This is a genomic window from Martelella sp. K41-7 (assembly GCF_055808365.1).
Genome location: NZ_CM147867.1, coordinates 3,290,993 through 3,303,601 on the forward strand (window position 1 = coordinate 3,290,993; position 12,609 = coordinate 3,303,601).

General features: G+C 59.3%; 9 protein-coding genes, 1 tRNA gene and 2 pseudogenes. 3 read left to right on the forward strand and 9 right to left on the reverse strand.

The genetic code is table 11. The annotated features are described in order from the left end of the window. Positions 1–9 precede the first annotated feature (9 nt). Together AC0L7L_RS15640 and AC0L7L_RS15645 are read right to left on the reverse strand one after the other, a co-directional pair. Positions 10–1,332, reverse strand: coding sequence for an MFS transporter (locus tag AC0L7L_RS15640; RefSeq protein WP_473513961.1), 1,323 nt, complete (start codon positions 1,330–1,332; stop codon positions 10–12). 137 nt (positions 1,333–1,469) lie between these two features. Then, a complete protein-coding gene (locus AC0L7L_RS15645; protein ID WP_473509966.1) occupies positions 1,470–6,251 on the reverse strand; it encodes an NAD-glutamate dehydrogenase in 4,782 nt (1,593 codons plus the stop codon). Positions 6,252–6,474: 223 nt separating this feature from the next. Here AC0L7L_RS15645 and pdxY point away from each other — a divergent pair, with 223 nt between their 5' ends. After that, positions 6,475–7,356 (forward strand): pyridoxal kinase, encoded by an 882-nt coding sequence (pdxY, locus tag AC0L7L_RS15650; protein ID WP_272212953.1) that lies wholly within the window; start codon positions 6,475–6,477, stop codon positions 7,354–7,356. Between the two features lie 37 nt (positions 7,357–7,393). Continuing rightward, positions 7,394–8,032 carry a carbonic anhydrase gene (locus AC0L7L_RS15655; RefSeq protein WP_272212954.1) on the forward strand — a complete coding sequence of 213 codons (639 nt, stop codon included), beginning with the start codon at positions 7,394–7,396 and terminating at the stop codon, positions 8,030–8,032. Positions 8,033–8,107: 75 nt separating this feature from the next. Here the strand turns inward: AC0L7L_RS15655 and AC0L7L_RS15660 are convergent, their stop codons facing one another. Beyond that, on the reverse strand, positions 8,108–8,545 hold the full coding sequence (locus tag AC0L7L_RS15660) for a metallopeptidase family protein (protein WP_473509969.1): 438 nt from the start codon (positions 8,543–8,545) through the stop codon (positions 8,108–8,110). A gap of 341 nt (positions 8,546–8,886) precedes the next feature. Between AC0L7L_RS15660 and AC0L7L_RS15665 the strand changes: the two genes are divergently transcribed. After that, a tRNA-Met gene (locus AC0L7L_RS15665) sits at positions 8,887–8,963 on the forward strand. A 282-nt stretch (positions 8,964–9,245) separates the two neighbouring features. Here AC0L7L_RS15665 and AC0L7L_RS15670 read toward each other — a convergent pair. From AC0L7L_RS15670 to AC0L7L_RS15695, 6 genes and pseudogenes are all read right to left on the reverse strand, one after another. Then, a pseudogene (locus AC0L7L_RS15670) lies at positions 9,246–9,679 on the reverse strand (DNA adenine methylase); the annotation flags it as partial. A gap of 176 nt (positions 9,680–9,855) precedes the next feature. Further along, positions 9,856–10,887 carry an aspartate-semialdehyde dehydrogenase gene (locus tag AC0L7L_RS15675; protein WP_473509972.1) on the reverse strand — a complete coding sequence of 344 codons (1,032 nt, stop codon included), beginning with the start codon at positions 10,885–10,887 and terminating at the stop codon, positions 9,856–9,858. A gap of 117 nt (positions 10,888–11,004) precedes the next feature. Beyond that, a complete protein-coding gene (locus AC0L7L_RS15680) occupies positions 11,005–11,127 on the reverse strand; it encodes a hypothetical protein (protein WP_272212960.1) in 123 nt (40 codons plus the stop codon). Positions 11,128–11,153: 26 nt separating this feature from the next. Further along, on the reverse strand, positions 11,154–11,402 hold the full coding sequence (locus AC0L7L_RS15685) for a hypothetical protein (protein WP_473509974.1): 249 nt from the start codon (positions 11,400–11,402) through the stop codon (positions 11,154–11,156). 5 nt (positions 11,403–11,407) lie between these two features. Further along, on the reverse strand, positions 11,408–11,971 hold the full coding sequence (locus tag AC0L7L_RS15690) for a phosphatase PAP2 family protein (RefSeq protein ID WP_272212962.1): 564 nt from the start codon (positions 11,969–11,971) through the stop codon (positions 11,408–11,410). A gap of 161 nt (positions 11,972–12,132) precedes the next feature. After that, positions 12,133–12,423: pseudogene (locus tag AC0L7L_RS15695) on the reverse strand (IS6 family transposase); the annotation flags it as partial. Between the last annotated feature and the right edge of the window lie 186 nt (positions 12,424–12,609).

Consider the following 12,609-nt stretch of genomic DNA (forward strand, 5'->3'; position numbering starts at 1 on the left):
CGGCAGCGATCACTGCCGCCTTTCCTCGCTTGCCATTGCAGGCACGAACAGCACGAGGCCTGCGACCAGAAAAACCAGCAGGCTCGCCATGCCTAGATTGGGCGATCCGGTCCAGCCGGTCAGAGCCGCGAAGGAACCGGTTGCCAGAAAACTGGTCATCCGGCCGGTGAGCGAAAAAAGACCGAAGAACCGCCCCGCCTCTTCGGGCGAAACACGGGTGGCCAGAAATGCGCGCGAGCCCGCCTGCACCGGCCCGAAGGCAAGACCGATCAGAACGCCATAGGCCAGAAACGCCTTTTCCGCCCCGGCGGCAAACAGCCCCTCCGCCGAGGACGGGCCGAAGCTCAACAGCCCGAAAATAGTCGCGTTTTTCGTGGTCGAAACCACACCAAGCGTTGCCAGCACCAGCACCAGAAGCGCGATCAGAACCACAGTGCTCGCATTGGCACGACGCCCGAAGCGCGAAGCCAGGAAACAGCCGAAGATCGCAGCCACGTTCAAAATAATGCCAAAAATGCCGATTTCCATGGTCGCCCAGCCGAACATGCCGGCGGCAAATGCCCCGCCAAGGATAAGGATCCCGTTGACCCCATCCATGAACAGCATGCGGGCAAACAAAAACCGGATCAGAACCGGACGGCCTTTCAGTGCCGCAAGCGTCATCTTCAGATCAGAAAGACCCGCCGCAATTGCCCTGCCGGTGGGTTTCAGCGGCGGTCGATCGGGGGTGAACGCAAAGAAGGGCAGCAGGAAAAGGATGTACCAGCACGCAGCCAGCGGCCCGGTCAGCCTTGCGGCTTCCCCCGTTTTCGGGTCAAGCCCGAACAAAGGCGCCTTTCCGAGGATCGTCAGCCCGGTCTCGGGATTGGCGGTCAGGAACACGACCACCACAATCAGAAACACCATGCCGCCAAGATAGCCCAGCCCCCAGGCATCGTTGGAAACCCGATTGATCCGATCGGGTTTGACGAGATGCGGCAGCATGGCATCATTGAAAACGACAGACAGCTCCGCCGCAATCGTTGCCGTGATGATCAAAACCGCAGGCCAGAAATAGCCGCTGCCGGGGGCCGCAAACCACAGCAGCGCCAGGCTTGCCGCCTGGAGGATTGCCATTCCCCCGATGAAACGCTTGTTGCGCCCGGCCGTATCTGACAGCGCGCCGGCAAACGGCGCACCGAGGGCCACCAGCACCCCCGCAATGGTTGCCGCATGGGCCCAGGCGGTCTGGCCTGCAACCGGATCGCTCCCCAATTCGGACACGAAATAAGGGCCGAAAATAAAGGTAATGATGACCGTGAAGAACGGTTGGGCTGCCCAATCGAACAGCATCCAGCCAAAGATGCCGGACCTGGGCGCACGCAAAGCGCGCGCCGTGGCTTTTTCCTCAAGAAGCGACAATTGCATCCATCCTTAATAGCAGGGACGCAGATTGCTGCTTCCTTCGGTTTTGTCAAACCCTGACGATATCAGTTCAGATCACGCGCCAGATCGTTCAGGAGCCCGGCCGCGACCGTGGTCTTGGCAATCGACGGGTCGCCGGAACGTGCAAGCCGTTCCAACTGCTCGGCAATTTGCAATATACGGGCCGAATGCACCTCCCGCCACGCTTCGACAGCGTTTTCGGCGTCACCATAGCCGACAAGCGCATTGGCGGCGAGATCGCGACGGCTTGCCGAAATCTGATCCATCGAACGCGTCAGCGCCAGCGAATCATAAAAATCGGTTGGATCCATCCGCGCCGCAACACTGAGCAACGGCGAAACATGGAACAGCTTCGTCACCTTGAAATAGGCACTGGCCGCCCGCTCAAGGCTCTGCCCGCTTCGGCTTGCAATCTGCAGCGCTTCCGGCACGAACATCATGGCAAGATGGCGGGCAAGGCCTGCGGCAAGCTCATCCGGCACGCCGGCCTCCCGCCATCCCGTTTCCTGCTCGGACAGCCACTCGGCCCGGGCATCGGGCAGCATGTCGGCGATGCTGGCATGGAAGGTGCCGAAGGCGCTTTTGAGCCGCCCGACAGCATCCGCGATATCACCTTCGGCCAGACCGTTGCGGATCAAAAGATGGGTCAGGATGCTGAAGAGATAGCGCAATTGCGCATAAATGGCGTTCTGCGTGCGGCCGTCGATCTGGCCGTCCAGCGCATGGACGGATTGCCAGAGTTTTTCCATTCCGAAACCGTCGCGGGCGATGACCCCGGCCTTGACCACTTCGGCAGGGGTGGCAGCCGTCATATCGCAAGCGTTGATGACAAACTCCGGTCCGCCGCGATTGATCACGTCGTTGGCCAGCCGCGTAGCGATGATCTCACGTCTGAGGCGATGCCCACCGATATCCTCGGCATAGGTTTCACGCATGCGTTCGGGGAAATAGCCGTAGAGCAGCGGCTCCATGTAAGGATCGTCCGGCAGCCCGCTCTCCAGCAACTGGTCGAACAGCACGATCTTGCCGTAGGAGAGCAGCACGCCGGTTTCCGCGCGGGTCAGCCCCTTGTCGGACTGTCGGCGCGCGCGCAGTACCTCTTCATCGGGCAGCGTTTCAACGGTGCGGTCAAGATGGCCGTCCTTTTCCAGAACCTCCATCATCCGCGACAGCGCCAGCATGCTTGCAAGCCCCGCTTCATTGCTGAGAGAGATCGCCAATGATTGCAGATAATTGTTCTCCAGAACGATGCCGGCCACTGCCTCGGTCATTTCTGCAAGGAGGACGTCCCTGTCCTCGCGTGAAAGCCGCCCGGCGCGCATGGCAGATGCGAGCGCGATCTTGATGTTGACCTCGACGTCGGAGCAATTGACACCGGCGGAATTATCAATCGCATCGGAGTTGCAGCGTCCGCCCTTGAGGCCGAAGGCAATGCGGCCCTTCTGGGTGACCCCGAGATTGGCGCCTTCGCCGATCACCTGCACCCTCAGCTCCTCGGCATTGATCCGGATCGCATCATTGGCCCGGTCACCGACCTCCCCGTTGGTTTCGGTGCGCGCCTTGATATAGGTGCCGATACCACCAAACCAGAGCAGATCGGCCTTTGCCTTCAGGATCGCGGAGATGATGTCGAATGGTGCGTATTCGCCTTCCGCCAGACCAATCGCCTGGGCCGCTTCCGGCGTCAGCTTCACAGACTTTTCGCGTCGCGAAATGATCATCCCGCCCGCAGAAAGCAGGCTTTGGTCGTAGTCCTGCCAACTCGAGCGCGGCAGGCCGAACAGCCGCTTGCGCTCGGCAAAACCCATTGCCGGGTCGGGATCGGGGTCGATGAAGATATCGCGGTGGTCAAAAGCCGCCACCAGCCTGATCTGTTCGGAGAGCAGCATGCCGTTGCCGAACACGTCACCGGACATATCGCCAACGCCAACCACGGTAAACGGTGTGGTCTGGATATCGATGTTCATTTCCCGGAAGTGCCGCTTGACCGCTTCCCAGGCACCGCGTGCGGTAATGCCCATCTTCTTGTGGTCATAGCCGGCCGAACCGCCTGAGGCGAAGGCATCATCCAGCCAGAAATCCGCCTCCTGCGCCAGCGCATTGGCGGTATCGGAGAAGGTCGCCGTGCCCTTGTCGGCGGCAACCACGAAATAGGGATCGTCATCATCCAGACGCACCGTATCCGACGGCGGAATGACGACTCCATCCTCGATATTATCGGTAATCGACAGCAATGTGCGGATATAGCTCTTATAGGCCGCACGGCCGGCGTTGAATATCTCCTCGCGGCTGCCGCCGGAAGGCAGTTTCTTCGGGTAGAACCCGCCCTTGGCCCCGACGGGCACGATCACCGCATTCTTAACCTGCTGGGCCTTGACCAGACCGAGCACTTCGGTGCGGTAGTCTTGGCCGCGATCCGACCAGCGCAGGCCACCGCGCGCCACCTTGCCGAAACGCAGATGGACACCTTCGACTTCGGGGCCATACAGGAAGATTTCGCGGAACGGCCGCGGTTCGGGCAGGATAGAAAGCGAGCGCGAGGCAAACTTGAAGGCGAGGTTCGGCTGTGGCGCGCCGTTGTCGTCAGTCTGGAAATAATTGGTGCGCAGCGTCGCATCCACAAGCTTGACGAACAACCGCAGGATGCGATCATCATCGAGATTCGGCACGCCTTCCAGCCCCTCGGTAATGGTGGCGCGGGCGCTTTTCAGTCCTTCGGCACGCTCTTCGTCGGTCAGTGCGGGATCGAAAGCCGTACGGAACATCAGGAACAGCGCACCTGCGATCACCGGATAAAGGCAGAGAGACTGGGCGATATAGTCTGCGGTGAAGCTGAGACCGGCCTGGCGCAGATAATGCGCATAGGCGCGCAGCACATTGACCTGCCCCACCTCGAGACCGGCCAGCAGCACCAGCCGGTTGAAGCTGTCATTGTCGACAGTGCCGCTGAAGGCAGCGGTGAAGGCATCTTCGAGGCGCGCACTGTCGGCATCGAGATCGAAAACCACCGTGCCATCAACAACAAGCTCCATGTCGTGCAGGATGACTTCAACAGGTTCAGCATCGCCGTTCTTCAGCGCCAGATCGAACGTCCGTTCGGATATGACGGTAAAGCCGAGATTTTCCAGAAGCGGCACCCGTCGTGAAAGCGCCAGCTGGCCGCCGGCATGAAATATCTTCAGCCGCAACTCGTCATCACCTTCACCGGCGCGATAAAACGCAATCCGGATGCCGGTTTCCGCAGCCGACGAAACCAGCCGCAGATCGGCAGAGGCCTCCTCCGGCGAAAAAGCCTCCTGGTAGGCTTCACTGGCCTCAAATGCAGGCGCGCCGGGACCGGCGAGCGAACGGAAATGCTCGGACCAGTTGGCAGCCAGCTTGCGGACCGCGTCTTCCAGTTCGGCCTGCGGCACTTCGGGCGTCTTTTCATCGCTATGGCGGCCGATGATGAACTGGACCCGTGCCGACCGGCCTTCGGGAAACGACGGATAATAGGCCGAGACATGCCCCTGATAGGCTTCGGCAAGATAGTCTCCGACCTTTTCCCGCAGACGCGCATCATAGAGATTACGCGGAATATAGACCAGCACGGAGACGAACCGGTCGAAGCCGTCAATCCGACTCAGCACACGGATGCGCGGCCGCTCGGCGACATCCATGATCTGTTCGGCAAATTCGGTGAGCTGGTGAACGGGAACCTGAAACAATTCGTCACGCGGATAGGATTCCAGCGTGTTCTGGAGCATGCGTCCGGCATGGCTCTTGGGCTCGAAGCCGAAATGGCGCGAAACCTCGGCCAGTTTTGCGCGCAGCAAGGGGATCCGTCTGGCCGACTGAGTATAGGCCGTGAACGTGAACAGGCCGACAATGCGCAACTCGCCGACGGCTCTGCCATCCTCGCCAAAACGTTTGACGCCGATATAATCCATATAGGAACGGCGGTGGACGATCGAAGTGGTGTTGGCCTTGGTGACCAGCAGAAGCTCCGGTCCTTCCAGAAAGCCAAGGATTTCCGGCGTGGACACCACCGGGTTCGCCCCGCGCCGCAAAACCCGCATATCGGGATCGGAGAGAATGCCGATGCTGGAACCCTCCATGTGCTCGACGCGGCCAGCGCCGTCCTCATTGGTGTAGGCCAGTTCCCGCATCCCCAGAAAGGTGAAGTTGCCGTCACGCAGCCATTCCAGAAAATGCACGGCCTCCAGTGCGTCCGCCTTGATGGAATCCGGTGCGCGCGTACTGATCTCGCCCATGGCGGTCTCGAGCTTTTCGAGCATGGCCGGCCAGTCGTTGACGGCAAGCCGCACATGACCAAGCACATATTCCAGCCGTGATTTCAGCCGTGCACGGGTGTCAGACGAAAGGGCAGCCACATGCACCTGAACATGGCTGATGCGGTCTTCCGGCGTGTGCTCGGTTTCAGGCGAGAAGGCGGTGACAGGTTTTCCCGGCGTTGCGATCAGGATGGGATGAACGGCAAGCAGGATATCGGTTGTAAACTCGCCGATCTCGGCCATCACTGAATCGTAGATGAACGGCATGTTACGATCGGTGATCGCGATCACATCGGCCGCAATGCCCGACGGTGCGATGCCGGAAACAGCACCCACATTGACGCGGGCCTCACCGCCCTCGAAAGCACCGACTTCCTGCGCGGCGTGAACAGCAGCCTTTGCGAGCATGGCCGCATCGTACCGCGCGAGGTCCTCGGGGCTCGCCCGTTCGAACATGGAAAATGGATTGATGAAAGGCTCACCCGCTGCAGTGGCAGCCTTCTCGGCGGCGGCCATCAGGCTTTTGCGCATCTGATCGGCTTTATTTTCCATGTTTCCTCCAGGGTGTTTTTTCTTTCCGGATAAGACCGCACCCGGCTGGATATCCAACCGTCTTTGCGTTCTGCGCCTTCCGTCCTATAACGTCGCCGTCATGACACTGACTTGACAGCGCCCTCCAACAAGCGATTTAGAGCGCAATTGAGGCAAATGGCAAAATATTTCCGCTTTTCCTATCGCTTCGGTTGCAAGACCCAACAACATACCGGGACCTGAAATGACAACCGAAACAAAAGCCGGCGCGGTCATCGCCATCTCCAGTCACGTCATGCGTGGCGCGATCGGCAACCGGGCGATCGTGTTTGCGCTTGAAACGCTTGGCCTTGCGACCTGGTCCGTACCAACCATCATTATGCCCTATCATCCCGGCCACGGACCGTCCACCCGGCTGAAATTGGATAGTGACGGTTTTGCCAGAGCGCTCGATGAACTCGCAACAAGCCGCTGGCGCGGTGAAGTCCGCGCCGTGATCAGCGGTTATATCGCCGGCCCTGCCCAGGCCCGTGCCATTGGCGCACTGGTGCGATCGCTCAGGAATGACAACCCGGACCTGATCTATCTCTGCGATCCGGTAAGCGGTGACGAGAATGGGCTCTATGTTTCGACCGAAACCGCCTGCGCGATCCGCGACGAGCTTCTGCCGCTCGCCGATATCGCCACGCCGAACCGCTTCGAACTGTCCTGGCTTACGAACACGGAGATTGCCGACAACAGTGCCGCCATCGCCGCCGCACTTGCGCTCGGCCCGCGCGAGGTCGTGGTCACATCCGCTGAAGCGATGATGCGGGACGGGGTTGCTGCACTTTATGTCGATGAGCGGCAAGCCATACTTGCCGAGCATGGACGGCTTGAAAACCCGCCGAACGGGCTGGGTGACCTGTTTTCGGCGCTGTTTCTGGCCGCCCGTCTTGCCGCCGTGCCGCCCGCCGAGGCGCTGGAGAAATCAACCGCGGCGGTTTACGAAGTTCTGGCGCGCGCCGTACGCGAGGGCGCCGACGAACTGCGGCTGGAACGCAATACAGCGCGCTTCGGTGCGCCCCTTGCAAAACTTGTCACCCGTCAATTGATGCACCCGGCCCGACAGCGTAAAAGAAAATGACGCGCGGCGATGCGCAAAAGTATGAGGAACAAAGCTGATGGATGCGTTTCCAAAATATCTTCTCGATGGCTACAAGAGCTTCATGTCCGGACGTTATGTTGAAGAAAGCGCGCGCTACCGGACACTGGCCGAAGAGGGGCAGAAGCCGCAAACCCTGGTGATTGCCTGCTGCGATTCCCGCGCGGCACCCGAAATGATCTTCAATGCCCGGCCCGGTGAACTTTTCGTGGTCCGCAATGTCGCCAATATGGTTCCGCCCTATGAACCCGACGGGCAGTATCACGGCACATCTGCAGCTCTCGAATTTGCCGTTGAAGGTCTGAAAGTGAAGAACATCGTAGTGCTGGGACACGGCCGATGCGGCGGCATCCACGCCGCACTCTCGCCTGAGGTCGAGCCGCTTTCGCCCGGCGACTTCATCGGCAAGTGGACAACGCTTCTCAAACCCGCAGCCACGCAGATCAACGCGAACTCCAACATGACCGTCGGTGAACGGCAAACCTCGCTGGAGCGCATCTCGATCCGCAACTCGATCGCCAATCTGCGCTCATTCCCCAATGTCGCGACCGCAGAAAAGCAGGGCAAGCTGAAGCTCTGCGGTGCCTGGTTCGACATCTCGTCGGGTGAGTTGTGGGTGATGGACAACAAATCGGGCGATTTCAGCCGCCCGAACTGACGCTTTTGCCAAAACCCGGCTTTGCCGAAGCGGCACATACGCAAAGCGATTGACCGTGTCGAACGGCGACCGGTCTCAGCGGCGCACGTCTTCGTCGGCGCTTTCCTCGATCCGCTGCATATCGTCATCGGAAAGGCCGAAATGGTGGCCGATCTCATGGATCAGCACATGGGTGACAATATCGCCAAGCGTCTCTTCGTTTTCGGCCCAGTAATCGAGGATCGGCCGGCGATAAAGCGTGATCCGGTTGACCATCTCGCCGGTTTCCATGGTGAAACGCTCTGAAACGCCACGGCCTTCGAAAAGACCCAGCAGGTCAAACGGCGTTTCCAGCGCCATATCCTCGAAAACATCGTCGCTCGGAAAATCCGCGATTTCGACCACGAGGTCTCCGGTCAGCGCGCGAAAAGGCTCTGGCAATTTGGCGTAGGCCTCGATTGCCAGGGATTCGATCGCCTCCAGGCTCGGTGCATGACGCCCCTGCCAGTCTTCGCTTTTGTTCATACGCGCCATTTCAGCTCCTTGATCCGGCCCATATAGGCCTTTTTGACGCGCATTTCGAGAAAAGAATACCCGCCCCTGCCGCATGCCTGCCGCAAGCGACGGATCCGGGCCTTGCAGGCTTCTGCCGACGCGCTCACGTCGGTGGACTTCAAGCGAAACGCGCTGTCCGCTCCACCCTGTTTTCTCAAGGCTCCCGGCCCCTTTTCCCGCGCCCGCAAATTTGCGCCGAACCTGCTTGACACACATTGGCGAAGGCCCTAATAACGCCCCGTCCCGGGCGATGAAGCATTTCCCGGAGACAACGTCCTTCAAGCTGCTCGAAGCGGCGGTTTTCATATGAAGGTACGGTTGGCGGGGTAGCTCAGGTGGTTAGAGCAGCGGAATCATAATCCGCGTGTCGGGGGTTCAAGTCCCTCTCCCGCTACCAAAAATTTCAATAACTTAGAGACAAGTCAGTCCATTTCCGTGTCGCATCATGTTGCGACTGAGTTCCCTTGATGTTCAGGCATTTTCATCCATGCTGTGGCGGACCGCTGCCTTCTGGACAGAAATGAAACGGCTTCTGGACGGAAATCTTTGCGCGGGCTAAGTTCTCACAGCTTGCATTGTGGTGAGGATAGATGAGCGCGAATGAATAACGATCCTGCATCTGCCAAGTCCAAAAAACGTCGGACACACCGTGATCCGACAGTTATGCGCTCCTTTCACGATAGGGCGGGTCGAGATAGAACAGCATGCCCGGCCGGTCATAGCGGCAGATGAAGTCCTGCCAGGGCAGGCACTCGATGGCGACGCCGGAAAGCCGCTCGTGGATGTCCTCCAGTGTCGAGGCAAGTTTGACCAGGTTGAACCTCGCGCCGGTGGTCTTGCTGAAGCCGAAGTTTCGGCCGGCAACCTTGCCGCCGAAGGCAAGGCGCTGGAGGTAGAGAAAGCGGGCGGCGCGTTCGAGATCGGTCAGCGTGGCGGGATCGGTCTTCATCGCCTTTCGAATTCGCGCCTGCCGGCGATCTGGAAGCGGAGCGTATCCATGAACTTCGGAAAGTGCCGCTGCAGGATGCGGAAGAAGTTGGCGACATCGCCGCTGATATCGTTGATCACCTCCGTCTTCGGCTGGCGATCGCGGCGCAGGAACACGCCGCCCATGCCGACGAAGGGCTCGGCATAGCCGTCATGCGGGGTCGAGTTGATCTTGCGGATCACGGTTTTCGACAGGATGCGCTTACGGAAGCAGCAAGACCGCCAGGCTTGCAGGCCACACAATGACGAACGGCGCCGGTTTCCCGACGCCGTACGGCAATTTCACGAAGTCAATGACCCGGTCAGGCCGTTGCGCGCGCCTTGAGAAGATTGCGTTCAACCAGAAGCTCGGCGATCTGGACGGTATTGAGCGCCGCACCCTTGCGCAGGTTGTCGGACACGATCCAGAGCGCCAGACCGTTTTCAACGGTGGCATCCTCGCGGATACGGGAAATATAGGTGGCGTCTTCACCGGCACATTCGACCGGGGTGATGTAGCCACCATCCTCATGCTTGTCGATAACCTGGCAGCCCGGCGCCTCACGCAGGATATCGCGGGCTTGCTCGGCCGTGATTTCCTTTTCGAATTCCAGGTTGACGGACTCACCATGGCCGATGAACACCGGCACGCGCACGGCGGTGCAGGTCACACGGATCTTCGGATCGAGCATCTTTTTGGTTTCGGCCAGAACCTTCCATTCTTCCTTGGTATAGCCGTCTTCCATGAACTCATCGATATGGGGGATGACATTGAAGGCGATACGCTTGGTGAACTTCCGGTTCTCGATCGGATCGGCCACGAACACGGCGCGGGTCTGGTTGAACAGCTCGTCCATGCCATCCTTGCCGGCACCGGAGACCGACTGGTAGGTGGAGACCACCACACGCTTGATGGTCGCTGCATCGTGCAACGGCTTCAGGGCCACGACGAGCTGGGCGGTCGAGCAGTTCGGATTGGCGATGATATTACGCTTGGTGAAGCCAGTGACAGCGTCCGGATTGACTTCCGGAACGATCAGCGGCACGTCGGCGTCATAGCGCCAGGCAGACGAATTGTCGATGACAACACAGCCCTGAGCACCGATCTTCGGCGACCACTTCTTGGAGACCGACCCGCCGGCCGACATCAGGCAGATATCGGTGTCGGAGAAATCGTAATTCTCCAGATTCTTGATCTTCAGCGTCTTGTCGCCAAAGGAGACTTCCTTGCCGACGGAGCGGCTGGAGGCGAGCGCGACGACCTCATCGGCAGGAAAACCGCGCTCTTCGAGAATGGAAAGCATTTCGCGCCCGACATTGCCGGTGGCGCCAACGACTGCAATCTTGAAACCCATGATGATTTTGCTCTCTTTCGTTTCTCTCCTCTTGGTGGTCGGGAGCGGAAGAGCGGCCTTGAAGCGCGCCTTCCCGTCCCCGGCCAGACCGGGGAGAGAGCGGCAGGGCCAGAGACGTCAGACGGATTTTGTCTTCGTTTTCTTGGCCGTTTTGGTGAGAAATGCGGACGCACGCATCACGCCGCCGGCGCCGGGCGCCAGGGTGACATCGCCAGAAATGGGACGCAGGAACTGCGGCATGAATTTTCGTCCTTTAACCGCGAAGGCTAATGGCCTTTTTGAGGCCGCAAGTCAAGGTCTGTTTCCCTGGCTTGCGGTGCATGGTGATGACGCATGAACTCCGGCTTCAGCGCCTTGATGCTGTTGCGCGGCACCGGCCAGCCATTGTCGTCGATCCTGAAGACCATGCGGTAGCGCGAGAAATAGATCGCAACGAAATAGGTGCACCAGGCACCGAAGGCGAGACCCGCGATGACGTCGCTCGGATAATGGGCGCCGACAATTGTGCGAGACATGGCGATCACCACGGCAAGGCTGAAGAACAGCACCCGATGGCGCGGCATAAAAAAGCAGCGCATGTAAAGAGTGCTGCAATCGTGGTCGAATGTCCGGAAGGAAAGCTGGCAAAATCGGCTTCGAACTGCATCGGGCTGAAGGCAAACGGCCCGATCTCATGCACGAGCATGCTGGGACGCGGGCGTCCGATGGTGTTCTTGATCAGCGCAACGGCAATGCCGGAAAACGCAACCGCCGCGAAGATAAAACTGGACGCCTGAGCGAGAAACACGCCCTTGGCGCGGGTGCGCAAATCCCCGCTGCCAGCGGCGCCGAGACCGACGATGACCGCCAGAAAACTCGCGATCAGGATCCAGTCGGATTTGCCGAAATCTGTAACCAGAGATCCGTAGTGACGGACCACCTGGTTGAGCTCTCTGCTCATGATCCCGACAGGGTAGTCCAGGATCGCAAAACCAACGGCGACCATTCCCAATGTCCCGACGAGAAAGCCGCGCCAGTGGTTGCACGGCCATTTCTGGTCTTTCAGTTTTCGACGCTGGCTGAACCAGCGATAAGGCACTGTCATCACGCTTCCCCGCATGTCCCCTCAGCCCGACTTGCACCCGGCTCACGCTGGAAACATTCTAGTTTAAAAAAATCGCAGACTCAACGAAAAGACGAGATCTCGCGCCAGACTGTCGAATTCAATAGGAATATCATAGATAATGAGACGCGGAATGGCGTCTATCGCCAGAGCCGGAACTTCTCTCCAGCGCATTTCACAACGACCTCGTCCAGACGCCAAACATCGCCAGGGCGCGCCTGTCGTTGCCGCAGATTGCAGGCAATCCGAGGTCCGAGCTTGGCGATCCAACGGCGGATTGTCTCATAGGAAACGTCGATCCCACGCTCAAGCAGCATTTCCTCAACTTCACGCAGGCTCAGATTGAACCGCAGGTTAAGCCAAACTGCGTGAGCAACGATTTGTGGCGGAAAACGGTGACGTTGATATCGGGTGTCTGTATCGCCGAAATCCAAACCCAACCCGAGATGTAGGCAACTGCAAGCCGGTTAACCTGACAACGCCGCCTGAAATTCAAAAAATTGCTTGGCCATCCAAATTTCTAATGTCCTGTACAATCCGGCATGTTCCAGCCCACAATGGCGGACAGAGAGAAGGCAAATATCATCAGGGGCCTCTTTGCCGACGGCAAGACAGTCGCT

Coding starts and splice junctions, on each gene's coding strand:
- AC0L7L_RS15685 (WP_473509974.1), bottom strand. CDS start 11,402: ATGTCTCGCACAATTGTCGGCGCCCATTATCCGAGCGACGTCATCGCG.
- AC0L7L_RS15680 (WP_272212960.1), bottom strand. CDS start 11,127: ATGCCGCAGTTCCTGCGTCCCATTTCTGGCGATGTCACCCTGGCGCCC.
- AC0L7L_RS15690 (WP_272212962.1), bottom strand. CDS start 11,971: ATGACAGTGCCTTATCGCTGGTTCAGCCAGCGTCGAAAACTGAAAGAC.
- AC0L7L_RS15640 (WP_473513961.1), bottom strand. CDS start 1,332: ATGCTGTTCGATTGGGCAGCCCAACCGTTCTTCACGGTCATCATTACC.
- AC0L7L_RS15655 (WP_272212954.1), top strand. CDS start 7,394: ATGGATGCGTTTCCAAAATATCTTCTCGATGGCTACAAGAGCTTCATG.
- AC0L7L_RS15675 (WP_473509972.1), bottom strand. CDS start 10,887: ATGGGTTTCAAGATTGCAGTCGTTGGCGCCACCGGCAATGTCGGGCGC.
- AC0L7L_RS15660 (WP_473509969.1), bottom strand. CDS start 8,545: ATGGCGCGTATGAACAAAAGCGAAGACTGGCAGGGGCGTCATGCACCG.
- pdxY (WP_272212953.1), top strand. CDS start 6,475: ATGACAACCGAAACAAAAGCCGGCGCGGTCATCGCCATCTCCAGTCAC.
- AC0L7L_RS15645 (WP_473509966.1), bottom strand. CDS start 6,251: ATGGAAAATAAAGCCGATCAGATGCGCAAAAGCCTGATGGCCGCCGCC.